Annotated in this window: 26 protein-coding genes; 15 read left to right on the top strand and 11 right to left on the bottom strand. The window is 40.8% G+C overall.

Features of this window, described 5'->3' with window-relative positions; translation table 11 throughout:
• Positions 1–31: 31 nt before the first annotated feature.
• Both L2740_RS04260 and L2740_RS04255 read left to right on the top strand, forming a co-directional pair.
• Entirely contained in the window at positions 32–1,681 is a 1,650-nt protein-coding gene (locus L2740_RS04260; protein ID WP_420833509.1) for an HAL/PAL/TAL family ammonia-lyase, read from the top strand.
• Positions 1,682–1,895: 214 nt separating this feature from the next.
• Complete coding sequence (locus tag L2740_RS04255) at positions 1,896–2,276, top strand: cytochrome c3 family protein (protein ID WP_248948883.1); 381 nt, start codon at positions 1,896–1,898, stop codon at positions 2,274–2,276.
• Between the two features lie 255 nt (positions 2,277–2,531).
• Here L2740_RS04255 and L2740_RS04250 read toward each other — a convergent pair whose 3' ends face one another.
• The 3 genes from L2740_RS04250 to L2740_RS04240 all read right to left on the bottom strand — a co-directional run bounded on the left by L2740_RS04250 (position 2,532) and on the right by L2740_RS04240 (position 4,631).
• Positions 2,532–2,915, bottom strand: a complete 384-nt coding sequence (locus L2740_RS04250) for an MAPEG family protein (RefSeq protein WP_028766188.1) — start codon at positions 2,913–2,915, stop codon at positions 2,532–2,534.
• A 142-nt stretch (positions 2,916–3,057) separates the two neighbouring features.
• Positions 3,058–3,615 (bottom strand): HdeD family acid-resistance protein, encoded by a 558-nt coding sequence (locus tag L2740_RS04245; protein WP_248948882.1) that lies wholly within the window; start codon positions 3,613–3,615, stop codon positions 3,058–3,060.
• Between the two features lie 185 nt (positions 3,616–3,800).
• Positions 3,801–4,631 (bottom strand): cobalamin-binding protein, encoded by an 831-nt coding sequence (locus L2740_RS04240; RefSeq protein ID WP_420833504.1) that lies wholly within the window; start codon positions 4,629–4,631, stop codon positions 3,801–3,803.
• A gap of 344 nt (positions 4,632–4,975) precedes the next feature.
• Between L2740_RS04240 and L2740_RS04235 the strand changes: the two genes are divergently transcribed.
• Positions 4,976–7,291, top strand: a complete 2,316-nt coding sequence (locus L2740_RS04235) for a tetratricopeptide repeat protein (RefSeq protein ID WP_248948881.1) — start codon at positions 4,976–4,978, stop codon at positions 7,289–7,291.
• Positions 7,292–7,458: 167 nt separating this feature from the next.
• Here the strand turns inward: L2740_RS04235 and L2740_RS04230 are convergent, their stop codons facing one another.
• From L2740_RS04230 to L2740_RS04220, 3 genes are all read right to left on the bottom strand, one after another.
• Positions 7,459–7,650 (bottom strand): hypothetical protein, encoded by a 192-nt coding sequence (locus L2740_RS04230; RefSeq protein ID WP_248948880.1) that lies wholly within the window; start codon positions 7,648–7,650, stop codon positions 7,459–7,461.
• Between the two features lie 324 nt (positions 7,651–7,974).
• Positions 7,975–8,265, bottom strand: coding sequence for a hypothetical protein (locus L2740_RS04225; protein WP_248948879.1), 291 nt, complete (start codon positions 8,263–8,265; stop codon positions 7,975–7,977).
• Positions 8,243–8,749 carry a nucleotidyl transferase AbiEii/AbiGii toxin family protein gene (locus tag L2740_RS04220; protein ID WP_248948878.1) on the bottom strand — a complete coding sequence of 169 codons (507 nt, stop codon included), beginning with the start codon at positions 8,747–8,749 and terminating at the stop codon, positions 8,243–8,245. The genes L2740_RS04225 and L2740_RS04220 overlap by 23 nt, the downstream gene beginning before the upstream one ends.
• Before the next feature lie 583 nt (positions 8,750–9,332).
• Here L2740_RS04220 and L2740_RS04215 point away from each other — a divergent pair.
• From L2740_RS04215 to L2740_RS04200, 4 genes are all read left to right on the top strand, one after another.
• A complete protein-coding gene (locus L2740_RS04215; RefSeq protein ID WP_248948877.1) occupies positions 9,333–11,915 on the top strand; it encodes a hypothetical protein in 2,583 nt (860 codons plus the stop codon).
• A complete protein-coding gene (locus L2740_RS04210) occupies positions 11,912–14,131 on the top strand; it encodes an RHS repeat-associated core domain-containing protein (protein ID WP_248948876.1) in 2,220 nt (739 codons plus the stop codon). The genes L2740_RS04215 and L2740_RS04210 overlap by 4 nt, the downstream gene beginning before the upstream one ends.
• Positions 14,132–14,139: 8 nt before the next feature.
• Positions 14,140–14,475: a DUF6572 domain-containing protein gene (locus tag L2740_RS04205; RefSeq protein ID WP_248948875.1), complete on the top strand. Its 336-nt coding sequence runs from the start codon at positions 14,140–14,142 to the stop codon at positions 14,473–14,475.
• A gap of 284 nt (positions 14,476–14,759) precedes the next feature.
• On the top strand, positions 14,760–14,990 hold the full coding sequence (locus L2740_RS04200) for a DUF2188 domain-containing protein (RefSeq protein ID WP_248948874.1): 231 nt from the start codon (positions 14,760–14,762) through the stop codon (positions 14,988–14,990).
• Positions 14,991–15,056: 66 nt separating this feature from the next.
• On the opposite strand, the gene L2740_RS04195 is transcribed toward L2740_RS04200, so the two are convergent.
• From L2740_RS04195 to L2740_RS04185, 3 genes are all read right to left on the bottom strand, one after another.
• A complete protein-coding gene (locus L2740_RS04195) occupies positions 15,057–15,386 on the bottom strand; it encodes a low molecular weight phosphatase family protein (RefSeq protein ID WP_248948873.1) in 330 nt (109 codons plus the stop codon).
• Positions 15,387–15,439: 53 nt separating this feature from the next.
• Entirely contained in the window at positions 15,440–15,784 is a 345-nt protein-coding gene (locus L2740_RS04190; protein WP_248948872.1) for a hypothetical protein, read from the bottom strand.
• 256 nt (positions 15,785–16,040) lie between these two features.
• A complete protein-coding gene (locus L2740_RS04185; protein ID WP_248948871.1) occupies positions 16,041–17,165 on the bottom strand; it encodes a hypothetical protein in 1,125 nt (374 codons plus the stop codon).
• A 123-nt stretch (positions 17,166–17,288) separates the two neighbouring features.
• Between L2740_RS04185 and L2740_RS04180 the strand changes: the two genes are divergently transcribed.
• The 8 genes from L2740_RS04180 to L2740_RS04145 all read left to right on the top strand — a co-directional run bounded on the left by L2740_RS04180 (position 17,289) and on the right by L2740_RS04145 (position 24,553).
• On the top strand, positions 17,289–17,543 hold the full coding sequence (locus L2740_RS04180; protein ID WP_248948870.1) for a hypothetical protein: 255 nt from the start codon (positions 17,289–17,291) through the stop codon (positions 17,541–17,543).
• A 187-nt stretch (positions 17,544–17,730) separates the two neighbouring features.
• Positions 17,731–19,284 (top strand): IS21 family transposase, encoded by a 1,554-nt coding sequence (gene istA / locus L2740_RS04175; RefSeq protein WP_248948869.1) that lies wholly within the window; start codon positions 17,731–17,733, stop codon positions 19,282–19,284.
• Positions 19,285–19,292: 8 nt separating this feature from the next.
• Positions 19,293–20,054, top strand: a complete 762-nt coding sequence (locus L2740_RS04170) for an ATP-binding protein (RefSeq protein ID WP_248948868.1) — start codon at positions 19,293–19,295, stop codon at positions 20,052–20,054.
• Positions 20,044–20,526: a hypothetical protein gene (locus L2740_RS04165; protein WP_248948867.1), complete on the top strand. Its 483-nt coding sequence runs from the start codon at positions 20,044–20,046 to the stop codon at positions 20,524–20,526. Before L2740_RS04170 ends, L2740_RS04165 begins: the two co-directional genes overlap by 11 nt.
• A complete protein-coding gene (locus L2740_RS04160) occupies positions 20,507–21,460 on the top strand; it encodes a tyrosine-type recombinase/integrase (RefSeq protein ID WP_248948866.1) in 954 nt (317 codons plus the stop codon). Before L2740_RS04165 ends, L2740_RS04160 begins: the two co-directional genes overlap by 20 nt.
• A 144-nt stretch (positions 21,461–21,604) precedes the next feature.
• A complete protein-coding gene (locus L2740_RS04155; RefSeq protein WP_248948865.1) occupies positions 21,605–23,575 on the top strand; it encodes a hypothetical protein in 1,971 nt (656 codons plus the stop codon).
• A 34-nt stretch (positions 23,576–23,609) separates the two neighbouring features.
• Complete coding sequence (locus L2740_RS04150) at positions 23,610–24,230, top strand: RHS repeat-associated core domain-containing protein (protein ID WP_248948864.1); 621 nt, start codon at positions 23,610–23,612, stop codon at positions 24,228–24,230.
• Complete coding sequence (locus L2740_RS04145) at positions 24,230–24,553, top strand: hypothetical protein (protein WP_248948863.1); 324 nt, start codon at positions 24,230–24,232, stop codon at positions 24,551–24,553. The genes L2740_RS04150 and L2740_RS04145 overlap by 1 nt, the downstream gene beginning before the upstream one ends.
• A gap of 885 nt (positions 24,554–25,438) precedes the next feature.
• Here the strand turns inward: L2740_RS04145 and L2740_RS04140 are convergent.
• Positions 25,439–25,783 carry an antitoxin Xre/MbcA/ParS toxin-binding domain-containing protein gene (locus L2740_RS04140; RefSeq protein WP_248948862.1) on the bottom strand — a complete coding sequence of 115 codons (345 nt, stop codon included), beginning with the start codon at positions 25,781–25,783 and terminating at the stop codon, positions 25,439–25,441.
• Between the two features lie 9 nt (positions 25,784–25,792).
• A complete protein-coding gene (locus tag L2740_RS04135; RefSeq protein ID WP_248948861.1) occupies positions 25,793–26,107 on the bottom strand; it encodes a hypothetical protein in 315 nt (104 codons plus the stop codon).
• Between the last annotated feature and the right edge of the window lie 100 nt (positions 26,108–26,207).

Genomic DNA, 26,207 nt, shown 5'->3' with positions numbered 1-26,207 from the left:
TACTAAATTTAATAATAAAATTATAGGAATGATGAAAATGAAAACCACTAAAAATGTTGCGCTAACAACTCTTGCTCTAGCACTTACCGCAGGCCAAGCAATGGCTGCAGATACAGTAGTACTAGATGGTAAAAGTCTAACTCAAGAACAAGCGTGGCAAATCGCGGATGGCGCTAAAGTAAAAATTGCTGCGCAATCAGCAACTGCACTTGTTAAGTCTCACGAACTACTAATGGAAGCTGCGCGTTTAGGTAAGCCTGTATACGGCCTAACAGTAGGTGTGGGCTTAAACAAAGACCACCACCTATTTGACGCCAATGGCGAGCTTAGCCCAGAAGTCATGAAGGCATCAAAGTCATTTAACTACAGCACACTACGCGCGCACAGCGCAGGTGTTGGCGAAGCGATGCCAGTTAAGTTAACTCGTGTTGCGCTAGCTGTACGCTTAAATACTATTTTGTCTGGCCACACAGGTGTTCAGCCTTATGTTGCGGACTTATACCAAGCTTACTTAAATAACGATATCACACCGATTATTCCATCTAAAGGCACAGTGGGCGAGGCGGATATCTTACTGTCATCGCACGTTGGTCTAGCCATGATCGGTGAGTGGGATGTTATCTACAAAGGCGAGCGCATGAACAGCGCGCTAGCAATGAAAAAAGCCGGTGTTAAAGCGCTTGATCCAGTAGGTAAAGATGCGCTGTCGATTTTATCAAACAACTCAGTAGGCGTAGCTTATGCGATGCAAGGTTACCGCGATGCTAAGCACCTTTTAGATGTGTCGCCAACGGTATTTAGCTTAAGTCTTGAAGGCCTAAATGGTAACGTTTCGCCATTCTTGCCACAAACTAACGATATCCGTCCGTTCCCATTCTTAAAAGAAGCCACCAGCGAGATCCGTAACGATCTATCTGGTAGCTACTTATGGGATGCAAACCCAGAGCGTCCACTACAAGATCCGCTAAGCTACCGTACTACAGCTTACACTTTTGCTAGCGCTTACAAAGCTCTTGCTGATCTTGATCAAGTGATTGACATTCAAATCAACCACTCTGACGATAACCCAGGTGTTATCGTAGGTGCTGGTATTGATTACGGTAATAACTCTCAAGTGTCTAAATACTTAGTTGAAGGCAAAGGCGGTGTATTCCCAACAACTAACTTTGAGCCACTACCGGTTGCACTTGCTGTACAACAGTTAGGCATTGCGCTGACTCACGTATCACACAACAGTGCTATGCGTACTATCCACTTGTCTGATGACCACTTTACACGTCTACCACGTTTCTTAAGCGCGCCAGGTAACAACGGCCATGCTTTTGGTGCAATTCAAAAGACATTCGTAGATATGCAAGTACGTAACAAAGCTTTGGCTAACCCAGTGTCATTCGACGGTATTGCGATTGCAGGTAACATTGAAGATACCTTCACTAACCTAAAACTTGCATCAGAAAGACTAATTCAAATCGTTGATAACACTAATGTTATGTACGGTCTTGAGCTAATGCACTCTACCCAAGCAATCGATTTACGCAAACTAGCTAACGAGAACCTAAAGCAAGGCGAAGCGACAAAAGCCATGTACCAAGCGTTCCGCAAGCAAGTGCCATTTGTAGAGATGGACCGTCCATTTACACCAGATATTAAGGCATCAACAGCATTTATCGCCCAGTACTAACTCCTAAAACTAACAATAAGTTCTAAGAGCAAGTACCAAGAGTAAGCACTAAAAATAGATTTTACTCAGCCAAGACACCTTTGCACTTGCTCAGCGCGACCAATACCGCTCCCTTTGGTCACGCTGAGCAAGCTGTAATCGTGTCGCCGCAAACAAGCGATTTAAGCAAGATGTTATACAAGTTATCGGGCGCTACGCCCAACAAGGATTAAAGATGTTAAAAGTATTTTCGACTATCTGCATGTTAATGTTGATGGCCATTCCAAATGCGAACGCAATGAAAATTAAAGACTATCACCAAGAGATCATGACTGGAGATAACGGTAAAGTTGAATGTAGTGCATGTCACGGTGATGCAAAGCGCAAAACCATTCCTGACGCTAGCGCATGTGAAAGCTGCCACGGCAGTGTTGAAGATATTGCAGAGTTAACTAAACGCCCTGCTGATGCTGGCCATGATGTAGAACCAAACCCACACGACAGCCTACATTACGGTACTGACTTACCTTGTACTTACTGCCATATGGAGCACAAAGAAAGTAAGGTTTACTGTAACCAGTGTCATGAGTTTGAATACCCAGAAATGAAGCGATAAGTTGGAAGATTTACCAACCAAAGCCACGCTAGTAAGTAGCGTGGCTTTTTTCTAGGACGCTCAGCCCTTTGTTTGCTTTTCCTAGAGCCTAAGCCCTAGCACCTTTCTTTACCTTTCCTAGGGCCTTTTTTTACTTTTCCTAGAACCTACTTTCTTTACCTTTCCCAGGGCCTTTCTTTGCTTTTCCTAGAACCTAGAACCTAGAACCTAGAACCTAGAACCTAGAACCTTTCTTTAGCTTTCCTAAGACCTTGTTTAAACCGCCTGCCAAAACACAGTAAATGAAGCAAAAATCGCCACAAACCAAGACAGTGAGCGTAAAGTACCTTGATCCATTAAATACAATAGCTGATACGCAACACGAGCGATAACATGCACAATCGCTGCAGTTTCGGCAACGGCATTCACTTTATCTGTAGCAATAACAGCTAATACCGACAGACCAAAAATAAGCAAAGACTCAAACGCATTTTGATGACCTGCTACAGCACGCGCACCAAAGCCAGTAAGCTTAGATTGCTGCTCACGTGGATGGTTGTTGTCATATCCCCCCAGTTTTGCCATCGCTACAGCCACCGGACCTTTAGCCGCATAGGGCAGCAACATAGCAATAAACAGGCAGATAAGTAATGTGGTCATAGTTAAGTCCTTTTCTTATAATTTTCTCTAATCCAAACAATTGATTGCTAATAAACTAATATAGCTAATGTGCACCACTTAAACATGAAAAGGCGCTACAGGTAAAGCCCCTGTAGCGCCCGCATCTGTCTAACAACAGTGATTATTTAACGATAGCTTTTTTCATCTGTAAACCAATAAAGATAAAACTAAGCCCTTCAAACAAAAACGAAACCCCAATGAAAACACCTAAAATAGACAGTGAGAATTCAGGGTTGCCCATCAAACTAAAAAAGTAACCCGCTATCGCTGTTGAGGTTAAGCCGCTCACCACAATCCAGCGCCAACCTGCCAAGTTATTACGGCTATTCAAGCCGAAGAACATTCGCGTGACGCCATTAAACAACATGATGGTAATCATCATAATCGTAATGGTGAACAAACCAACATAAGGCTCCGCGATGATCATGATGCCACCAATCAGGTAAAACAGTGCGCTAATCACATACCAGAAATTGGATTTCCACTTAGGAATACTAAAGATATGATAAAGCTGTACTATGCCAAGCACTAAGAAAATAGCGCCAATAATCGCGGTGATCGTTACGCCCACAGCAACCGGCAAACTAATGGCAAAAATGCCACCTAGCGTGACCACAGCCCCAACCATTACAAACCACTTCCAACCTTTACTTAGCATCGCATTGACAGGATTATTCATCAGTTTTCCCCTATGTTATCCGTTTCTAAGTATTGGTCAGCATTAGCAATATAACTAGGTTGAATGGCTTTTTTGTTAACGCAAATAATGGCAAGCACTAAAACATAAGATTCTAAAGCTGATGAGCTAGCAGACTGGGTAGACGCGATAAACCTTACAAGGTTTATCGCCAGTAGAAATGAGTACTAACGCGCTTTATCTAACGCATCGCATAATGCTTCAACACCGAGCAGTGCTCTTGGTGCTGCACGGTGAAGTAAATCGGCATTAAGCTGATAGATATGCTGGTTTTTAACCGCTGGAATTTCTGGCCACTCACTCCAGTTTATGCCGATGATGTTGCCTTCATCTTGGCTTTGTAAAATCACCTGTGGATGTTTTAATACCACGGTTTCTAGACTCACCTGCGGATAATCACTTGCCGCATCAACAAATACATTATCGCCATGACACACAGAAATGATCTGCTGGATCCAACTGTTTTTAGCCACAGTACGCAGTGGGGTAGACCACAATTGATAAAATACCTTTACCTCTGGCTTAGCAAAATTATCATTACGCAGTTGTACTAACTTAGCCCGATAATCATCAGCCGCTTGCTTAGCTTGAGCTTGATTACCTGTCAGTTCACCTAACGCTTCAAGCTCATCCGCAACCGCCTCTAATGTCTTAGGGTTACTATCAAACACCTTAAAACCTAACTCTTTAATCCGCTGAATATCTTCAAGCTTATTACCACTAGCCCAAACCACAACGAGATCGGGCTCTAGCTCCAAAATACGTTCAATCTGCACGCCGTGGTAACCACCGATACGGGGAATATTCAGTGCCGCCTCAGGAAAGTCCGCATATTCAGTAGTTGCCACAATAGAATCTCCAGCGCCAATGGCATACAGCATTTCAACTGAATGTGGCGACAGCGCAACAATGCGCTTAGCTGGCTCAGCGGCAAAGCTCGACATAGATACCGAGGCAAACAGACTTAACGCTATCAATAACTTATATATGATGTTCATAAAATCCTTTTAAATTTAAGGGAGTCAAACGAGAAAAACACAGATGAAATGGGAGCATTTTAAGTAAATGGTCGCTGTAAAATACCTTGGTTAATATTTATATCACATTGAGCGGCATTGAATTCTAGAGTTTGATTGAAAATAACAGAATCTGCTTATAATCATATGTTAGTATCCAGCAAAAGATAACAATAGAATCAATAACATTCTCGTACAACAGCCGCGCTATCAGCTCATGACGACTCGCCACTATTAGGTCGATCATTTAAAGCCGCTGGATAAGAATGTTAGTTGCAACATTGAAATGCGGTTAACACCCAACGCAAGCAACAGAGAACATAGCAATGCAGTTATTCTCCCTACTTTATTTTAAGCGCAGCCCACTTCCCCTTACGATAACGGCCGCTTTAATGACATTCTCTGGTTGCGCCATACAGGTCTCCCCTGAACAGGCACTCGATGATGAGATCAAAAAGTATCGCCAAATCGAATCTCCAACTGAGCAGCAAACACAAACCCTAAAAAAACAACTCGAAGAATCTGAATCTCGAAGCCCTTGGGCAACGGCAAGCCTTGCTAATCTGTACAACAACACAGAAGCTAGCCAACAAGATAAGACACAAGTATTGCCGCTGTATGAGCAAGCGTTTGAGGAAGGTTACCTCTCTGCAGAATCTATGGCATACGTAGCGAATCAACACTTAACCGGTGGGCTACCTAATGCAGATAAAATCAAAGGCTATCATTATCTGCGCAAGGCGGCGAACTTGAATAATGAGTGGGCTCAAACTCAAGTTGCCAACCTATTTTTAGATAGCAATGATGACCTACAAATACCTTTTACTCCTAAAACATCGATACTCTATATCCCAGAAGATCATGTTGATTTTAAAGCTTGGTATTGCCTTTCAACATTCAATTACCGCATGGATAAAACCTGCGTTGAAAAAATACTGTTACCCAATGCCAATGCTCAAACCCCTTATGCGCTGCTTGGGGCTGCGATTGCTTACGAAAATGGCTGGCATGTCGCAAAAGATCAAGCTAAGGCTATAGGCTACTATCGACAGGCAGCCGAAATTGGCGTACCGAACAGCAAACAGTATCTGGGCGAACTTTTGTTAGCTTCAAACGAGCCAAACCAGCAAGCTGAAGGTGTATCACTGTACGAACAACTCATTGGTTCTGACTCTGCATTGGCCTCTGGTTTACACACTGAATTGGCAACGTATTATTTCCAGCACAAACAGTATCGAAAAGCGTTAGCTTTAGCACAATCTGCCGGCGCTAATGCTGAGGCTTACTACCAACTTTATCAGCAGTATGCCAACGGTTTAGGCGTTGCAAGAAATAGAGCCAAGGCTGAAGCTTATCTGCAACGTGCAGCCGTCAGTGGTCATCCTGATGCAATGTTCACACACTACTCTGCGGCTAAACTCGAGAAAGATGAACGTGTACGCCTTATCAAAATGGTAGCAGAAATGGGCAGCGTCGAGGCTTCTGTGTGGATGGCAAAACAAGCCAAATCTGTAGCAGATGAAGATAGCTACCTATTCTGGTTAAAAGAATCAGCTATTGAAGGCGACATAGATTCACAAATAGAACTGGCGCAATATTACCAAACTCATTTTTCAAAGTTAGCTTATGCAGGTATTTGGTATCAACGTGCAGCGGATCAAGGCAGTAAACAAGCAAAGCGCTGGTTAGCCGAGCATCGTTATCTGTCACTCAAACTAGCATCTGGCAAACTGTTAAAAGATGGCTCTTTTATTCTGCCTAAAGACTACACGCTGATCTTTGATGGCAGCGATCAATACCTGCAAGCTAATATCGAACAAGTTTGGCCAAGCCATTGCGGCTGGGTGATCCAGCGAGCGTCCGGCGAGGCAACGGTGGCGGTTCATCAATCCAAACCATGGTGTGAACCTAGTGATCAAGAGCTCGAACTCTTGTATGAGCATGGGGTTAACAAGGTTGTCCATAATCATGGTGCCACTGCAGTACTACTCAAAAATGGCCAAGTCATCACTTGGGGAGGCAGACAAATTGGCGGCTACCTGATTGAAGAAGCTCAATGGCATGAAGAGCAAGCCAAGAACTGGCAAGAATTACTCGCCCCCTATCGCGCAATGCAACAAGGTGTGATTGATATAGCCGCGCTAGAAGGTGGCTTTAGCGCGTTAACTAAAAGTGGCGATATTTGGCAGTGGGGTGTCAACGGTAAAGCGACTCACATCGAAGGCCAATATCGTCAATTACTCGGTGGATACAACAACATTGATGTTTGCGGCCTAACCACTGACGATACCCTAAACTGTTGGACACAACATGCACCGGAGAAAATCAAACCTGTGGTGAAAGGTGTGACATCAGCATATGCTACCCCATTCTCAAGAGGCGGCTATGGTTTTGGCATAGTAGGTATGCGCGGCGGTGAGTTCGAGGGCATGCTAACAAGTTGGTCTGTCTATTACAGCAATATAAAACACGACCGTCAGATAGAGAACAACCAAGAGATCTTAAAGCATAATTGGCACAATCTACGCCAAGATAAAGCAGGTAATATTCTGGCTACAAACGATAATGGAGATGTCGCCCTGCTCTATTACTCGGGCGCTACACGCTTTGGCGGTTTTCGCTATCAACCCCATCTAAAATAGCACCTAAATACGCTCAGAAGCCACCCAGTGCTTGGGCTGCCTACGGTAGCCCAAGTATCATGGATATTTCACAACAATCGAAGTTGTGGCTAAGCCGTCAAATTTTCCAAAACAGCCCGCTCCAGAGCATACGACTCTTTCTATGAGCCGCTTGATTGGTTTAACTATTATCTAAACTCAACCTGCACCGATAGCAACGCCACAACAAAGAAGGCGAAGAAAGAAAATGACGTCATGAAGAAACGAAGTACAAGGCGCCCCGCAGCGAACAACGAAGACATACCTTTAGGTAGGCGAGTTGTGAGCGAGGACGTAACGCAGTAATTCGCTTCTGCAATAGCCATTGTCGCTGCAAGCATAACCTGACATACCCCTTATATGACTTTCAAGCACTTAGCTTAAAGATATAACCATATCCTGACATAAAATATAACCATAAGCTGACAAATTGTAATATGCACTAATAAACGAGAATAATGTCATGTTCTTTTATTACGATTAAGACATTAACTCTTTCTAGCTCACTTTTGGACAAAAATGTGTTAGTGATGTTGCTAAATTTGCATCTAACGGATTACTTTTATTATAGAACAACCTTTAATTTACTCCCCCATCCATTGCACTGAATCAATTTGTGGCACTTTCTTTAGCAAAAAAGCCACAAATTGATTTGAGTTTTGGTATTACTTGGAAGGCAATAGCGACTCGTTTATCATTTTATCAGTACTACTTAGGCGATCTAGTATTGTAGAAAATTTATCAGGTTTGCTAAAGTACATACCACCTTCTACCATTTCAACATAGTCATGAGCAATTTCTGTTCTTAAAGGTTCATCTGGTATTAAGCGTAACTTCCCTGTTGAAGCGAAACTAAAATCAACTCCTTTTACACCCCACCTTGCGGATTTCATCTCCACTACATCATTTATAGCCTGATGGTTACCTAGCGGATCAACAATCTCTTTGCACATCATACCAATGTCTTGCTAAGCGAGCTGCATTTGGAAATTTCTCTGATGTACAAAATTGGTGTAATGCTGTCAGTTTCTCCCAAATTATGTAACTCGGGTCAAACACCAAAACATTCTCAGCAACAGGCAAGGATAAAGCTTTTTCGTATTCTTCGATTTCAGATAAGTATGTCGTTAACTTACTTGGTTCTGCCGGCTTACCTCGATTACGAGCGCCAAACTCCAGCAAAACAGGACCCAAGTGATACCGACTACCTGTTTGCTCAGCAACAATTGGATAATAAACTTCTACTTTCTCACTGTTTAGATAGTTTACTTGTAACCCTTCGATGCCGTACGCAACTAGTCTAGCTTTTAATCTTTCAAAAAAACCTAGTGTCCACTTTTCTAGCCGTTGAGTTTGAGCTTCGCGAAACTTTTTGTTCTGACTATTAGACACCGTTGTTTCAGCCCAAACTTCCGCTTCTGGCTTATCACTATTTAGCATGTCATGCCAATGAATAGAAAGGTTGGTAAGCCCCTGGAAACTGTAGCTGAGGCTCAGCCTATATAAAGCAATTACAGAAGCTTAGTAAAAGGTGGAAACAGTCCAAGTAAAACTCAACTCGATGATAAACGAGAGCGCAGCCTAAACAGACTCAGGCAAAGAATAGAGAGGAATCCAACACTTGTTCAGCTGAAGTCACAATCGTTAATCGAAGCAACTAATACAGAAGATGCTGGGCTGCTCTGGTCAACATTCAATCATCTTTTTCTCAACAACTTACCACAAAACTATTGTTCACAAAGTAAGCGCCTGTTAGTTTTTTTATGGACTTTACGAAAGTGAAAATACATGGAATAAGTAGTATTTTTATATTCAATTTGGCGTCATTCAGCAGGAACTGTTGGTGTGCCGAGCAATCCTAGGCAAGTTGTAAGAGTACGTTGAGTTTTCCTCTTTTTGTGAAACATGGATTGTTACGTTAAAGCTCACAAATTTAATTTCTGTTCGTTAATTAGAGGAAGCTATAATGCTTATGCTCTCCCGAGAGTTCAGACGCGTTGGCGCCTGTCTCGCATTTACATCTTTGTCCTTAATCACCTTATCATCTTCTGCAACCGGTTTTGGTCCTCCTGACGGAGGTGGAAGTGGTTCACATACCGTAATGCAGTTCAAAGATACAGGCTTCAATAAGCTTGCGCATTTGAACGACGTCCCCGATATGCCAAGCTATACAACCGACCTCATGGGTGACAAAGTAAGCCTACATACAGGCTCGCTGCAGTTTGAACAAACCGATATTTCCATTCCTGGCAATTCGAATATTCCGGTCGAATTGACCCGTACCCTATCAAGCCCAGATGCTTGGTTTAAAGAGACACTTGACTTCGCCAATTGGAGTCTCTCTATCCCTCACGCTCGTTCAACCTATATCACTGAACAGAACGGTGATGCTAAATCGAACTATTGGGCTAACGGTGATACTTGCACCGACAACCTTAATAGCAACTCGACCTTCAGTAAGTCTTATGAAGGTCAAAAATATTACGGCTATAGTTCGTCTTACTGGCAAGGGGACAGCGTTTCCATCCCCGGCAAAGGTACTGTAACGCTCACCACCAAAGACGGCGATAACTCTTATAAACGCTATAACAATAAAAATTGGAAAGTCGATTGTCTTTCCAAAAACTCTCAGGGACATGAAGGGTTTAAAGTTATAACAACCGATGGTCTGGTGTATCACTTAACGCATTTTAAAGCTGTAAAATCAGCAAAACCATTTACACTGCAATCAATACCACCATCAAGGCAGTGCTTAGCTACAGGCAGTGCTGCTTGTGTTGAAAACCCTATAGTACTTTACCCGTCCAACCCACCTAGTGCACTAGAATACCCTCTGATTAATGCTTTCTTGCTTGCAACTAAGGTCGAAGACCGATTTGGAAATTGGGTAACTTATAGCTACAACAGCAATGACCAATTAACCAGTATTCAATCCAATGACGGACGTTCAATCCAGATTTACTACACTTCAAGTGCAGCAGATGCTCGCATTGATAGAGCTGTGGCAAATGGGAAAACTTGGCATTATGACTATCATGACCAATCCGGGAGGATGGGCACACTTAGTGCGGTAACGCGCCCAGATAACAAACAATGGCAGTTCTCCCACATCAAAGATGTCTACACGCCATTTTGGAACAAGGCTAGACTCGCTGAGCATACTCAAGTGCCTTTCATGGGCGACTCCTGTATTGAAGGTTACAGTGGCAACTTCATCACCATCACTCATCCAGAAGGCGCAGAGGCAGAGTTTACCGTTGGGGAGGAATGTCACGGCACCACAAACGTTAAAAAAATCCGCAAAATAGATGCTATGAGGGTTGGCATTGATGACCATTGGATAAAGCACGACTACAATGTATTCTCGATTAAAAAGAAGTCTTTACTGCTGCAAGACGGTACAGAGTACGTTTGGAATTACGATTACTCAGACAACCCGGGCATGTTCTCTGGCGACGCTCCTACTTCAACAAACCGAGTCACGCTCGAATTAGATACCATTGAAACTGCTCACTTAACGACGACGACACTGGAAAATCCAGACGGTGCCACTGAGACCCATTTCTTTGATCGTAAGAAAGGCCCTAGCGAAGGTAACTTGATGTATATCGAGTATCGCTCACCTAGCGGTAGTCTTTTGAAGGGCAAGAAATACCTCTACCAGAATGGTGTCAATCATGGTTATTCCCGAGTAGTCGACCATATCGGCGGTCCAGCAATGGATGGTTGGATTGAGAGTGACATTCTGTCGGTGAAGGCCACGCATGTCCAGCGCACAACGAAGCAGAAAACCTATGTCAATTATGGCGGTAACACCGACGAATACACTACGGATTACTCTAGTTTTGATAGCTATGATTTTCCGAGTATCACCAAAGAAAGCAACAGTTTTAAGCCTGACTTAAAATACACCAAGCAAACCTATTATCACGATACAGCGAACTGGCTGATAGGTTTGCCGTCTGTGCAATCGATATCGACTAATGGATCCGCTTATCAAGAAGTACGGAGCACTAGCTATTATAGTGCTGCTGGTTCCTATAAAAGTTTGCCTTATCAAGAGAAAAGCTTTGGTAATTGGTATCAACAGTATGATGTTTACCACACCAGCGGCAGTCAAGCCGGATTGCTAAAGACGCTTAAATACAATCGCGCAAATAGTGAGATTTTGTTTGATAACTATAAGCGAGGTGTTCCGCAGACCATCAGCCAACGACAAAACAACTCAACGGCTTATCACAGTGCTTACCAAGTTGTGGACAACGACGGGCGTATTACCAAGCAAACCGATTTTGAAGGCCATTGCAGTAGCTATAGCTTCAATTCTATCGGTCGGATGACCTACGTTAACCCTTGCAATAGCTACTGGACGGACACGTCAATATCTTATGCTGATACAACTTGGAGTGAAGGGTACCCATCGGTTACCGCAGGTATGCTTAAACGTAGCGTCAGTCAAGGTAACTATCGCAAAGACACATACTACGATGGATTATTGCGCCCAAGGTTCACCGCTGAATGGGATAATAGCAATAAGACTGGAACCATCAGGTACCAACGTTTAGCCTACAACATAAGAACCAACCAACGTATGCTAGCCAAATGATGCCCTCTAGCGCCACCAACTATGGCATTTCGACGAGCTATGATGGCATAGGACGAAAAACCGTTGAAGATGACAATACAACGAGTGGCTCTGTTCAGCACTACTACTTGACGAGTAATCGTACTCAAGTTAATAACAATCGCGGAGCCTCGACTACCACTAGCTATCTGGCCTACGGTAGCCCTAGCTATGATAAACCTACGCTAATTCAATCACCTAATAGTGTTAGCACCACGCTCAACTACAACATCTACGGATACCCTACGTCTATCTCTCAAGGTGGATTGACAGAGTATCGTGTATACGACAGCGCTCAGCGTCTTTGTAAAATCGCGCGTCCAGACGTTGGCAACCGCGCACTAAGTTTCAATAATACAGCGCAGTTGATTTGGAGTGCTCATGGCGACTCGGTCAGTGGTGATACTGCTAGCTGTGACACCTCAGTTTCGACAAGCGACAAGATCACTTACAGCTACGACAACCACGGCAATGTTAAGTTAATAGACTACGGTGATAGCACATCGAGCAAGATCTTAACTCACGACGGTAACGACAACTTACTGACTGCGACATTTGGTGGCGTGAGCCAAACCTACACCTACAACAGTTTGGGTTTGTTATCCAGCGAACGACTGGTCTTCGATGGTTTAGATTGGACAGTGACCTATGGGTTTAACTCACTAGGGCTAATCTCTACGTTAACCTATCCAGATGGTGGCAGTGTACCGCTGAGTCCGAATGCTCTTGGCCAAGAAAGTCAGGTAGGGAGTTACGTCTCTAGTGCAACCTACCACGCTAATGGGTTGTTAAAGTCGTTTAATCAAGCCAACGGTTGTTCAAACAGCACAACACTACACTCAACCGGCCTTCCCAATGTACAACGCAGTGTATGTGGCAGTAGTAATACTGTCTACAACCAATACGCTTGGGACAGTAATGGTAACCTGACACAGTGGAATGACCTTCAGGACAACACCTATGACCTCAATCTGACCTACGACTTGTTGGACCGTGTAGACAATTACCGCAATTTCTCTAATTCGCTGATTGGTGACATGAGTTATGACACCATGGGCAATATCACGAAGTTTGATTCGGTGGTTGGCGGTTCAACAAACTATAGTTACAACAGCTCAACCAAGCGATTAACTTCGGTGTCAGGCTATCATAATTACAACTTTAGCTATGACGAACGTGGTAATGTAACTAACAATGGCAGAGATACGCTCAGCTACAACCTAGCTAACCAAACAACCCAGATTAGCGGGAATAGCTATACCTATGATGCACACAATCGTCGGGTTAAGGCGGTTGATGGAACGGGTACCCGATATTCCATGTACTCCCGAGGTGGTCGGTTGCTTCAAGAGCGTATTGGTGGCAGTGACCGCGAATACTACTACCTTGGCAGTCAGCTCGTTGCCCAACAAGAATCATCGGGAGTTACCTATGTCCATTCTGATGTTCTAGGTTCAAGTGCCGCTAAGACAAATAGCAGTGGTAGTGTTCAAAAACGGATGAGGGCTCAACCGTTTGGACAAAACTGGGGTGGCTCGTTTGAGAATGACATTGGCTATACCGGTCACAAGCAGGATTCTGATACCGGTCTGACTTATATGCAGGCACGATACTATGATCCAGTCATAGGTCGTTTCTATTCTAATGATCCTGTTGATACTCTGGGTCATTTAAGCTCTGGGAACATTCAAGGCTTTAATAGATACAACTACGCATACAACAACTCTTATAAATATATCGACCCTGATGGTAAACACCCGCTTTTATGGTTTATAGGCAAAGAAATTGCTGGTGCAATTTTTGAAGAAGCTACTGGAGTACCCGTCCCTTCGGCTAAAAATGCTGGAAAAGCAGCGGCTAAACAGTTAGCGAAAAATAAAGCTGCTGGTGCGGCTTTCGAGAAACAAGTTAAAGGCCAATTGCAGAAAACTGATACAGACGTAGCGGAACAGGTGACTATAAAAACTAAAAGTGGAACTAAAACTAGATTAGATTTCGTTAGTAAAGATTCTAGCGGAAATGTAAAATGTACTGAGTGTAAGGCTTCGCCTACAGCTCCTCTAACAAAGAATCAGAAGGCTGGTTTCCCAGAAATAGCCGAATCAGGAGGTACTGTGGTTGGAAAAGGTAAGCCGGGTTTTCCGGGAGGTACGAAAATACCACCCACGAAGGTCGATATAATTAGGAAGGATAATTAGGGGTTTTTATGTCTGTTTTAGATTCAGATGTAGTTGATGCAATCAGTATTAATGATGCAGAAGAAGTTGTTCTAACCATTACAGATCATTTAGGTTGGGAAGATGAACACGAGCACTTATTACTTCTACAAGAAAAGATAAATACTTACCTGAGCTTTGTAGAAAGTGGGGAAATTTATGATTCATATGCCAAAGCCGATGGTAAAAGCATCGTTATTGAAGTTGTATCTCAATTTAAGCTATCAAGTGGTGCAGAAGACTTCTTAACTAAAGCTAAAGGTGCTATTGCAAATGCAGGATTTGAGTTAAGACAAAAGGTTTTTACTGAAATTCAAACACATTAACCTTTTGCTACTTGAACACTTTGAATCCAAAGCCTCGCACTCGCGGGGCTTTGTTTTTTCTGGATTTGGTGGCTTGGACCTCTATTTTGACTTATTTTGAAGCCAAAGGAATATGCGCTTATATTAATTTCACAAACCTTCCTAACTAAATTTGTTGAAAAAAACAATCACTCATCACTTGAAAAGCACTGTATAAATCCCCATGTTATAATGGTGCTAAACATAGTTGCATATTGGTACACAGGTGATCAAATTTTACGACTTAATTATAAAGTGAATAATTTATGGCTGATAAAGACTACAACGTTTATCAAGGTGAAGACGGAAAGTGGAGAGGTGAACGACAAGATGCTTCAAGAGCAAGTGTTGTCGCTGATACACAAAAAGAGGCATTCGAAGCGACAAGAATTTTAGCGCAAAAAGCTAAGTCAGAAGTTTCTATTCATAGGGCAGATAATAACCGTATCAGGGCAAAACACAGCTACGGTAACGATCCTACATCGACTAAAGGATAGGAAACGCTTTTTTGAAACCAAGCCCCTTACGGGGCTTAATTTTTGGCTGCTTTTGAAGCCAAACGATTAAGCAAAATCGCACCGCTCTAATATCAGCAAAACAAGTTCTCGCTGAAAATACTGGTATTTATCTTCGATTTGCAGGTTTGTTATTTTAGCTAAAAATTTATCATCAGTGTGTTCTTGAATGCGTTCAATATGAGTCGCTTCAAAAACGTAAATTGTGTCAGCCCATTCAAGTAATTCAGGTGTACAAAGTGTTGAACCAGCCTTTTCTACATATTTGGCACTTAAACCCGCAGACTTGTATTGATTACTTTTATCAGCAGCACGGAATAGTTCTTCTGCTGTTTTGCTGCGCTGCTTATTTGCCGTGCAAAGAAAAAGTATATTCATTGGTAAGTTCCGTTGCATTAATAATGAATTGATTTGCTTAAGTTTAAATCTCTTTAGGAGAAATCCCCACGATTTATTCTGTTGATTAAACCTAATACCTGCTCTTTGCCATCAGGCTCAAGTAAAATCTGGGCTGGTGTTTTTCCGAGTAGAGTTTTCCGTTTTGAATTGAGCCAATGAAAAACATATTCATCGGTTTTAAAAATTAAGGCTAACTGCTCGAAGACTTCAGCAGGTATTTCGATATTTTCACTCTTCCATAAAGTAACGCTTTTAGCATTACCAAATTCAACAAAATCACCTGGTGAAATAGCTAACCTTTCTATAACTGATCCAGGTATTTCAATCATCAATTTACCATCAATATTAACTGCTTTTGAACAAAGTGGATTTTTCATTACTGCTCCTTCAAATAGGTTTGTGCCTTGTTCCCAATATTAGATTAATTTGAAGAGCCAAAAGTGGTTATTACCTAGCGTATTAGTGGTCACTCTTATTTGGGTTTTTACTGGTTATGTTGCGAAACGATGGTACTTTAGGAGCGTAATTTGCAGGTGCATATATCGCTAAAATTGTACCCTAGTTTCATTTATGACTAACCAAGATCCCATATAGTAATGACCACTAAAACGCTAAAAAATTAACAGTTAGGTTTTAAATGTTATTTCGGTAAGTTTCGCAAGATTCGTTGAATTGAACCTGAGCATACTCATATTGTTCAATGGAGATATTGTGAGCGAGGCAAAAAGCTTTTCCTCTTAAATAGTACAAATAAAGATGTAGAGATGAATGCTGAACTAAGGATAAGAAATAAGCTGCATTTTTGCTTTTGTTTACGCCCGGTAATAACTGCCCATATTTAGGTAAAGAAACAAGTGAAGTGAGAGCTTGATATAAGCGATATAAGGCTAGGTAGTTTATGTTTGTAGGCGCAGAGCCAGATAGCAAAATATTTGGGTTAAGTTTGGTTGAAAAACCTGTGGGGATCATTAACTCCGTCTCCTTGTTTTCAACGCTGCAATATAGTTCTAGGGCTGGAATTTTGAGCTTAATATTACTTGGCTTATGTATGAGGAAATTACTGCACGCCTTCTCTATAAGTTGGCATAAATAATTTAAATACTTAAAAGCAAAAGGTTTCAAATCATCCTCTGATATAAAAAGCGTAAATATACGGAAAATCATCTTGAAAATGCTTTCGTTCAATTGAGCTAGGATGGTTAATTTTTCTTGGTTGTAATTATCATTACTTTCTTGATTTGCCCATACGGCTAAAACTAACAAGCCACATAAAGCATCTAGGTTTGTTTGGTTACATATTGCTTGCCAATCAGTATCTAAAGACAAAACATTATCTGTAGATATACATGAAATAACTTGATGAGGAAGTTGAGCAACAATATCTATCAATTCTGAATGTTGGGATTTGCTTGATGCCAATAATGGCCATATGGGGTGATAAAGCAAACGAGTGCATTCTTGTTCATAGCTTTCAATATGCTGAATTGGATGATACCTAGAGCATATTTCTCCTTTCGATTTACGCTTTAAAAACCGATAAATAGCTCGAAACTCTGAATGGGTTTTATCGATAGAGTCGTTATCAATAATCGACTTAGCTAATTGATAGTGGCTAGCAGCCTTCTTTTCTTCACATAAAAAACTTACCCAGAACACCGCCGCTAATTTACGTAACGGTTTTGGAAGCGAACGATATTGCTGAAACTTATAAAAGCTTTTTCCTCTGTTGTTCTGATTCTGAGTTGTTCTAAAAAGCATAAGTCCCCCAAGGGATGACACTAATCTAAAAAAATTGGCACTGACGTAAAACTACATTAAGTCTAGTCTTATTTAGATTATTTATTAGTCAACTTGTCTTAGTTGGTCTTGTGAGGGGATGGTATGAGTGAGGATGAAGTTGATGAACTAGCGAAAAAGTTAGAGCAGGACTTGCTAAAAATGTATGGCAGCCCTGTTTTAAAAGGTGCTGAACTACAAAAGGCACTTGGTTATAGCTCCATATATGCGCTGAGGCAGGCCGTGGTAAGAAAAACACTGCCTATTCCCACATTCATTGTGCCTAACCGCAGAGGAACACATGCATTAGTAAAAGACATTGCTAGATGGTTAGCAGAGCAAGCAAGGGAGGAAAAATGAAGCATTAATAGGTTGGCGTAGAAAAGACAAAGCCCCAAAGCTGGTGACTTTGAGGCTTAAATTGCTTTGTCGATTGGTACAAACACGACAGCTATAAGCATTGTCTCCAACAGTCGTTTTGTCAAGATTTCAGGAAAGAAGTCTACGGCTAACTGCGCCTTGTGAAAATCAATCATGAGGAATGACTATGTTGTCGAAAGAAACACGATGTTTGATAGCTAAGCTATTACAAACAACCAAATTATCACTGAGGGCGGTGGCACGTTTTGCAGATTGTTCCCACGTTACAGTGATTAAAGTTAAGAAAATATTAGAGCAAAAAAAGCTGACTTGGCATTGCATGGATGAAATGGAAGAAGCTGAAATCAATGCACTTTTCTACCCTAATTGGCCATATAGAAATGTCCAAAAAATTAAGCCGAATATGCAGGAGGTCATTGAGTTTATAAGCAAACCAAAGCAAACAAAACGCAATTATTATTTCCAAAAATATGTTCCAAACTGCCCTAAGGGTCAAGCATATAAATTGACACAATTTTACAAGCTAGTTCGGGAGTACCAAGGGTTGATTAAGTTATCAATGAAACTTAATCATAATGCCGGTGAAATTGCTTATGTTGACTATGCCGGTACTCAGGCTCCTTATTATCCAGAAAATGTAATCGACCCATTATTAGCAAGTATTTTTGTCAGCACTTTAGGCGTTTCATCATATATTTTTATGTACGCTACACCCAGGCAAACGACCAGAGACTGGATTGAAGCGCATGTCGCTATGATCGAGTTTTATGGTGGTGTGCCTGAAATCATTATTCCTGATAACCCTAAAGCACTCGTCACTTCTTCAAATCCTGAGAAGGTACTCAATAAAAACTATGAAGCATTTGGTAAGTGGTACAACACAAATATTTTACCCGGGCGACCAGGGAAACCGAAAGATAAAGCTATTGCTGAAAACGCTGTTGGTTTTGTGACTAATCGCATTATTTCGAATATGTTAGATATGCAGTTTGATGGCATTGATTCAATGAATAAATACTTAATTGAACAATGCCACATGTTAAACAAAGAGCTGTTTCAAAAGCTCAGCATTTCACGAGAAGCTCTTTTTATAGGTGTCGATCAACCAGTGTTGAGAGCATCACCTGATAAGCCTTTTGAATTAATTGAACAGGTTTATGAAATGAATGTGCCGACAGATTACTGTGTATTAGTAAAGGAGCATTATTACTCTGTGCCATATTCGTATGCCAATAAGCCTGTAGCTATTCACGTAAAATCTAAAAATATCGAGATATTCCATCAAGGAAAGTTAATCGCCACTCATAAACGCAGCAATGCGATAGGCGAAATGACAAGATTACTTGAACATATGCCGCCAAATCATCAGTTTTTCGAAGATAAAGACATTGAGCACTATTGGGAATGGGCGGAAGGATATGGCGAATATACTAAAAAAGTTATTGCTGCTCAGTTTGATTGTGCCCATAAGAAGTCACGTTTGGCTAATGACCGTTGTCGCAAGATCATCAAAATTGCTGAGTCTTCTAACTTATCCAATGAGACGTTTGAAAAAGCCTGTGAGTTTGCTACTCATTACAATCAAATGTCACCAACACGATTAAGAGATGTCATCGCTAGTAAAGCTTATGACGTTGATTTGAGTGATGTTAACTCATTAGTTCAAATTCCTTTCTCTAATAAGCATCTTCGTGGTGCTGATTATTACAATTCGCATTAGGAGGTCACATGATTAATCCGCAACTTACTGAAAAGTTTCAGCAATTAAAATTATCAGCGGCTATGAGTGGTTACGAGCAAGTCGCTGAAAATTATGATATCGAACGAGAGATTTTAGATAAGGCCCTTGAAGATCTTTTTGACATTCAATTAGCGTCTCGATTTGAAAATTCTCAACGCTTAGCTAGAAAAAATGCTGCCTTAAAATGGCCACAAGCTATGTTAGAGAATTTACCTGTAGATGAAGTATCGCCATTTTCCCAAGCAGATATCCAGGAGCTAAGCTCCTGCGAGTGGGTACTGAATATGCAAAATATATTGCTTATTGGTGCGTCCGGCTTAGGTAAAACAACTGCGGCCTCCGCTGTAGGCAATGGCGCTATCATCAAAGGTTATAAAGTTAAGTTTTTAAAGTATCGACATCTTATTAAAGCGTTAGTAGAGGCAGAGCTAAATGGCGAGACTGATAAATACATCAAAAAGCTTAATCGAATAGCCGTGCTAATCGTGGATGATTGGGGGTTAACACCATTAACAGATGAAGAACGATTGCTGCTATTTAATTTGGTTGAAGAGCGAGAAGGTAACGGCTGTTGGGTTATCACCTCTCAGTTTGACGTTGGGGACTGGCATAAGGCTGTGGGTGAGCAATACATTGGTGATTCAATCTTTGATCGCATCGGTCATACGAAACTCAAATATATTTTCGAACCAGGTAGTGATTCATTTCGCAAAATTAATGCTCAGAAAGGAGGACACAATGCTAACTAATAATGAAAGCTATTTAAGTGTGCTGGGTCAGATTAACCTTGACGATTTATATATCCGACAAGCATTTGAGCATTACCAACGGCAGTTTGTCATGAGTGAAATCGCTCAAAAGTTTGTCCACAAAAATTGCTTAATTGAAGAGCATACACAGCACATTGATGAGGTTGGTTTTTGCAACCGTACTTTAGGAAAAGTTATTCCTAAATGTCGTACCGCAGAAGGCGCTGCAATTCGTGGTAGTTTGCAACGCAGCGGTTTAGTTCGGCCAAGTGGTCATGAGCTGTTTCGTGGTTGTATTGTTTTTCCAACAATAGAAGATGGTCAGATAGTGTCTGCAACAGGTTATCGTATTGGCCGCATTCGTGGTGGAGATAAAGCCATAGTTTACTGGCATAAACCAGAGCCTAAAGCATTTGTTGATTCGGGTATGGCTTTTGCGAAGGAATTAATTCATGGACAAACCTACCACTAAAAAGTTCTGGCCATGTGTTGAGTATTATTTAGAGCTTTGTCTAGCGAAAGGACAAAGCTCAGATACTGTTCGCAATAAACGTGGTGGCATCAAAAAGTTTGTTTTGTGGTGTCATGAGCAAAGTCTCACAAGCATCGAAGATGTAAATTTAGACTTGATGGATGACTACGCAGCTTATCTTAATAGCTACCGCAAGATGCTCGACAATGAGCCGTTAAGTGCAGCACAAAAGCGCAACTTACTTACCTACGTTAAAACCTTTATCAAGTACATGTACATTAAAGGTATGTTGATTGAAAACTCACTAGCAGATATTGAATTACCAAGTAAAGGGCAGCAAATACCTAAAGCTCTTTATAGCGTTGAAGAAATTGAAGCTATTCTTGAGCAGCCGTTATTATTTGGTGTTAAGGGCCTACGAGATAGAGCAATTCTTGAAATTTTTTTTGCTACCGGTATTCGCCGTGGCGAGCTGGTTAAACTGAATATTGATGACATCGACTTTACTGGAAAAATGGTGCGTGTACACGGTAAAGGGAATAAAGAAAGACTTGTACCTATTAGTCAACGAGGCTGTGAGTGGCTAGCGTTTTACATTGGCAAAATTCGACCAATGTTTGCCTTTATCAGCTCAGGGAAAGCATTGTTTTTGGCTAATAATGGCAAACGTTATATTCCTGGTAAACTATCTGATATGGCTTCTCAATACGTCAAATTAGCAGGGTTTGATCGCACCGGCGCTTGCCACCTGTTTCGCCATAATACCGCTACAACTATGTTAGATAATGGTGCTGACCTACGCCATATTCAAGAAATATTGGGGCATGCCAGCATACTAACCACTCAGTTGTACACCCATGTTAGCCGTAAAAAACTATCTGAAGTTTATGAAGCAACTCACCCATCTGCTGAGGGTGGAAGTGGGTTGTTTTAATCTTTAAATATCAGCAACCAAACTATAAAGAATACAAGACATCTATCAAAGTGATAAATGCTAATAAGCGTTTGTAATAAAAGTATAAAATCGATACCTTAGTAAATGCGACAATGATACGAAATTACAAGGTTAATGTTTGTTATGAGCAAGCCAGATAGAGATAGGGTTGTATTTCACTCAATACACGACATGTCGAGTGGTCATTACTTATCAAAAGCAGAGCGGTTATTGAATGGTGAAATAGCAAACGATTTAGACGATATAAACGATATACTTGAACTGCACAATATATCGCTGTTTTTCGAAAACGGCATATACCTTAAAAGTTGGTCAGATGTAGATAATGTTGCTTACAAAGAAAAAGTTAATACTTTTAAAAATTTAATTGGGAAATTCATAACTAATATTGATGACAGTAACTTCCAGTCATATTTTGAAAATATAGACTACCGTTACTATGATAGTTTCTGGTTGTTAATAAATAACTATAAACAATATAAAAAGATATCGTCATATCAAATAGAAGAAGTTTTAAAGAAATCTCGTCATCAATTGAGGCACTTGTTGAGCCATAAAACTTTGGTGGATAAATATAAGCTTATTCTCTGTGAGTTTTTAAAAAGTGATATGCAAGGTGCAGAGATCCTCCTTTCTATATATGAAGTCGAAAATAGTTTTAATAAAACGAAGTTGTACCTGCCTAGTTGTTTAACTATTCAAGATAAAGAAAGCATAATTGCTTCGTATATTGACTCAGAGCATTGCAATACTAACTACCTGCCAATAATACAAAATGCTAAAAAACATAGTGACTTCCGAATTTCAGATAAGACTAAATTAGCAGCTAAGAGAAAATACCAACAGTCTCTTAAAGATTTCTTCAATAGTGGTTCTAGTTCATCATTTGAATATGGGGTAGCTATCAGTTATCCCGAAAATGCTTCTAAAATTAAACATGCTTGGATTGAACAGGGTACAGTCCATTATGAATTTAGCTTAGATTACATTAAAGAAAATAATCACCCATATATTCTGTACAGAAACTTCAAGACACTTTTTGAGTACGTGGATGAACAGAATATTGTAGCTCTAACCAGCAAAGAAAATCAGCTTGGAATTTTTGAAAGAACTTTAGGTGTTAGATCAAAAACTGAATACGTTTTTGGTGTAGCGTTTACACAGTTAGATATGGCGTCTATGGGCCAAATTTACACATATTCCAACGTACTAAAAGGTCTTGAGTATTCATTAGAAGATATTCTAAAAACAGTTTTCACTAATACTCTACCTGAATTATTTGATTTACCTAGTAACGCCACTTTTACAATTCCTACTCAAAATGCTTCTGCTTTAGAGAAAATAAGAACAATCGCACCTGAGTTCGAGTCGATATTAAAGCAATACAAATTATTTGTAGAAAATGGACATATTGACTTTGAACTTCTGCAAATGTCATCTGGCCCTACAGCCATCAAAGACATTCCAAGCTTAAATAACAATAAGTACATATATATCAATAAGGATGATCAAAAAGTTAATTTTCTGACCTACCTGCTATTTTCGGATCAAACTCTGTTGACTTATGTTCACCCGTTCAAAGACAAGCAATACAGAAACTTTGTTGAATTATTGGTGAATGAGGAAGAAATCAATTTTGAAAATTATGAAGAACATCAGCATGAGCATTTAAATTATTTGATAGATAACAATTATATATCTGTCGATGAAAATAATTACGTTCAAGTTACAAATTGGAATCGAATTTTAATATTAAGAGATGTTTTTGAAAATGAGGTCGCCTCGTTACACCATTATCCTGCCGATATTCAAGACGAAGTTTTGCATATGAGTAATGATGGAGTAGTGTTTTTTGGAAGTTCACTTTTCGCAATACCTGAGCAAAATTACTTCAATTACTATTTAAACAAAAGTGAGTTTACAAACGGGCACGACTTAAGAAATAGCTATTTACATGGTACACAGGCAAATCCTACAGAAATTCATCTACATGAAAATTCCTATTTACTTTACTTAAAGCTTTTAATCTTAGTTATTTTTAAAATCGAAGATGATCTGTTTATTTATAAAAAGCTTAAGGCGGACGAAGAATAACATTTAGAAAGGATCGTAGTTCGTACTAATTTATATGCAGGCACGATACTATGATCCAGTCATAGGTCGTTTCTACTCGAATGATCCGGTGGACGTGCTAGGGCACATGCAACGTGGTAATCCTGTTCATGGATTTGGCAGATATACTTACGCCAACAACAATCCATACAAGTATGTTGACCCGGATGGTGAATTTGGAATCGTTGGAGCATTTATTGGTGCTGCAATTGACGCCGGGACTCAGATTGCAACGGGAGTAGCATCTGGTCAAAGCCTTTCCGAAGCCGCTGGTAACTTAGATTATGGAAGTATCGCAGTCTCCGCAGCACTTGGAGCAGTTGGCGGACATGCAACTCAATTGTTAAAGGGTGCAACTACTGGAACAATGAAAGTTGGCAAAACAACTGTAGACTTGACTACGAAAACCGAAAGAGCTGTAGCAGGTGCTGATGGTGCTTTGAAAGCTGGTGCTGTCGGTGCAATACAGTCCGGCAGGAAGGGGGAAGATCCCGTGAAAGGAGCAGGACTGAAGGTTGTAGACAGTGTCACTAGCCCAGTCCCTGTTGGTACGATAGTTGATAAGGGACTTGATTATGTGAATAGCAGCGCCCAAGATAATCAGCAGCAAGAGACTCAAAGAGAGGATCAAAATTAATGAGTGACAGAAGTTATTTCGGTGAAGTTCTAATAAATATAAGAGTTTTGAGCTTTGCTTTGTTCACTGCTTTAAAAAATCTTTTGTGGCCGATGCTAATTATTGGAACACCCGCGATTTACTTTGGCTTTAAATCAACTTGGTACAATCAAATTGGGTTATTTCTAATTTTGACTTTGATTATTTTGGTCCCTTACTTTGTTGTTTGTTTGATCATGAATAGGTTCTCACTCAGCTCTCCCGATGAGAGTGAAAAGTTTTATAACCTTTCAGACAAAGAGAAAGGAAAAGTTATCGGAGACGAGCTATCTGGTTGGTGGTGATTGGAGCCATCTGAACATTCTTTGAACCCAAAGCCTCGCACTCGCGGGGCTTTGTTTTTTGACTTGGCTGTGAGGTAAAAGCTTCAATCTTGACAAGCGTGCTATTGCATCAAACCTGATCGCCTCGTAATTACGGATTTCCGTAACGATTCCTTAAGTCGGATAAAGGGTAAAAAAAGTAATTGGTGAGTCATTACAAAATAGTAATTACTTTGGCAGTACAATATGGGTGATTACAAAAAAGTAATGACTGGCAGATTACTTTTTTATCCTAAGTCAGCGGGCTTCTTGTTTTTGATATCGGAATGTTTCCTGTTTGACAGGGATTAAAATGTGGGTTGGTAACAATTGAATCCAACCACTTCGCCTCGCACTCGCGGGGCTTTGTTCTTACTACCAAAGGAATCGACTAAACTTGTAAGAAAGTAATCGGAGATGATGCGATGAAAAAGAATGAGGCAAAACGCCCTCCAGCGTCCACTGAGGAAATGCGAGAAAAACTTCTAAAAAACGCGCCAACGCTAATGTCTGCGAAGTACAAGGCATCGTCAAAAGAGATAAGCGGAGAGAGGAAAAAGTAGTTTAAGACCCTAGTTGTGCTTCAGGCGTAACCACCGTGGGACCGTCTCTCCAAATGCTTGATGACAATGTCATGTCGACCTTCGTCGACTAACTCTTGTGCCGTTTTACCTAACCCTTCCAAAATCTCTGTCTCATACCACGTCTGAAGATGGTCTTGTTTAACTAAGGTCGATGCTAGCTGTAAGACTAATTTTTTGTGCGTATTAGAGTTTTGCATATTATTTACTTTAATAAAGACTAGTTCTGCCAATGGATGAGTGCCAGGTTACTAGGCCAATGGTGGCAGCTCATTACCGTAATTGGCTATGAAAAATCACCACGCTTTATTCTATTTATCAAATCCAGTATCTGCTCTATACCGTCTGGCTCGCTAAGAATTTCAATTGGCGCTTTCCCAGATAAAGCTGGTAGCCCCTTGTTGAGCCAATGGAAGACATTCTGTTCGGTCTTGAACATATCAATCAATGGCTGAAATATCTCACGAGGAACATCTATATTGTGGCTTTTCCATATCGAGACATCTGTGGTTATGCCGAATTCTATGAAATCTCCAGGCTTCAAGGCGAGATGCTCTAAAACCTCGACTGGGATTTCAGCATAGAGTTTTTCGTTATCTTTTTTGACTTCGGATAGTAGTGGATTTTTCATTGCTCGTTCCTAGATGTATCGTCGTCTACTTGCTCTTCTTATCGATAAAAACAAGCTTCTTGAACGCATCACTACAGGGTAAAGTGTGAAGGCTTTGCCTTTTTCAATAAGCTCGCCAGCTTGAACTAGCTCAATGATGGTTGCTTTGTATTGGGGATCTAATTTCTCAATTGGCGTGGCATCGTAATTTCCCATGCCGGAATAGTACCCCAGATAAAAAGAACCATCTTTCTGAGAAATTAAAAGGCTAGGTGAATCAGCATTGTTGGCGGACCACTCGTTTACTTTATCTGCCACTGAATATTGGGATTTATGCTGGCTCATGTTCATGCTCTTGATTGAACTATTTCCATTAAAGCTAGTACAAAAACCGACCTAAAACATTGATCTTGATAGTTAAATTTACTCTGCATTAGTGTTAAGG

The sequence above is a fragment of the Shewanella pneumatophori genome, from assembly GCF_023283895.1.
Classification (GTDB): Bacteria; Pseudomonadota; Gammaproteobacteria; order Enterobacterales; family Shewanellaceae; genus Shewanella; species Shewanella pneumatophori.
The sequence above is the reverse complement of the archived record's forward strand: the minus strand, read 5'-3'. Positions and strand labels throughout refer to the sequence as shown.

Excerpts from the sequence above, each read along its gene's own strand:
- L2740_RS04155 (WP_248948865.1), top strand. The coding sequence starts at position 21,605 with ATGAGCAAGCCAGATAGAGATAGGGTTGTATTTCACTCAATACACGAC.
- istA (WP_248948869.1), top strand. The coding sequence starts at position 17,731 with ATGTTGTCGAAAGAAACACGATGTTTGATAGCTAAGCTATTACAAACA.
- L2740_RS04135 (WP_248948861.1), bottom strand. The coding sequence starts at position 26,107 with ATGAGCCAGCATAAATCCCAATATTCAGTGGCAGATAAAGTAAACGAG.
- L2740_RS04245 (WP_248948882.1), bottom strand. The coding sequence starts at position 3,615 with ATGAATAATCCTGTCAATGCGATGCTAAGTAAAGGTTGGAAGTGGTTT.
- L2740_RS04180 (WP_248948870.1), top strand. The coding sequence starts at position 17,289 with ATGAGTGAGGATGAAGTTGATGAACTAGCGAAAAAGTTAGAGCAGGAC.
- L2740_RS04195 (WP_248948873.1), bottom strand. The coding sequence starts at position 15,386 with ATGAATATACTTTTTCTTTGCACGGCAAATAAGCAGCGCAGCAAAACA.
- L2740_RS04190 (WP_248948872.1), bottom strand. The coding sequence starts at position 15,784 with ATGAAAAATCCACTTTGTTCAAAAGCAGTTAATATTGATGGTAAATTG.
- L2740_RS04205 (WP_248948875.1), top strand. The coding sequence starts at position 14,140 with ATGTCTGTTTTAGATTCAGATGTAGTTGATGCAATCAGTATTAATGAT.
- L2740_RS04210 (WP_248948876.1), top strand. The coding sequence starts at position 11,912 with ATGATGCCCTCTAGCGCCACCAACTATGGCATTTCGACGAGCTATGAT.
- L2740_RS04150 (WP_248948864.1), top strand. The coding sequence starts at position 23,610 with ATGCAGGCACGATACTATGATCCAGTCATAGGTCGTTTCTACTCGAAT.
- L2740_RS04240 (WP_420833504.1), bottom strand. The coding sequence starts at position 4,631 with ATGAACATCATATATAAGTTATTGATAGCGTTAAGTCTGTTTGCCTCG.
- L2740_RS04230 (WP_248948880.1), bottom strand. The coding sequence starts at position 7,650 with ATGCTTGCAGCGACAATGGCTATTGCAGAAGCGAATTACTGCGTTACG.
- L2740_RS04260 (WP_420833509.1), top strand. The coding sequence starts at position 32 with ATGAAAATGAAAACCACTAAAAATGTTGCGCTAACAACTCTTGCTCTA.
- L2740_RS04170 (WP_248948868.1), top strand. The coding sequence starts at position 19,293 with ATGATTAATCCGCAACTTACTGAAAAGTTTCAGCAATTAAAATTATCA.
- L2740_RS04165 (WP_248948867.1), top strand. The coding sequence starts at position 20,044 with ATGCTAACTAATAATGAAAGCTATTTAAGTGTGCTGGGTCAGATTAAC.
- L2740_RS04225 (WP_248948879.1), bottom strand. The coding sequence starts at position 8,265 with ATGATGTGCAAAGAGATTGTTGATCCGCTAGGTAACCATCAGGCTATA.
- L2740_RS04145 (WP_248948863.1), top strand. The coding sequence starts at position 24,230 with ATGAGTGACAGAAGTTATTTCGGTGAAGTTCTAATAAATATAAGAGTT.
- L2740_RS04255 (WP_248948883.1), top strand. The coding sequence starts at position 1,896 with ATGTTAAAAGTATTTTCGACTATCTGCATGTTAATGTTGATGGCCATT.
- L2740_RS04220 (WP_248948878.1), bottom strand. The coding sequence starts at position 8,749 with ATGCTAAATAGTGATAAGCCAGAAGCGGAAGTTTGGGCTGAAACAACG.
- L2740_RS04185 (WP_248948871.1), bottom strand. The coding sequence starts at position 17,165 with ATGCTTTTTAGAACAACTCAGAATCAGAACAACAGAGGAAAAAGCTTT.
- L2740_RS04200 (WP_248948874.1), top strand. The coding sequence starts at position 14,760 with ATGGCTGATAAAGACTACAACGTTTATCAAGGTGAAGACGGAAAGTGG.
- L2740_RS04160 (WP_248948866.1), top strand. The coding sequence starts at position 20,507 with ATGGACAAACCTACCACTAAAAAGTTCTGGCCATGTGTTGAGTATTAT.
- L2740_RS04140 (WP_248948862.1), bottom strand. The coding sequence starts at position 25,783 with ATGAAAAATCCACTACTATCCGAAGTCAAAAAAGATAACGAAAAACTC.
- L2740_RS04235 (WP_248948881.1), top strand. The coding sequence starts at position 4,976 with ATGCAGTTATTCTCCCTACTTTATTTTAAGCGCAGCCCACTTCCCCTT.
- L2740_RS04250 (WP_028766188.1), bottom strand. The coding sequence starts at position 2,915 with ATGACCACATTACTTATCTGCCTGTTTATTGCTATGTTGCTGCCCTAT.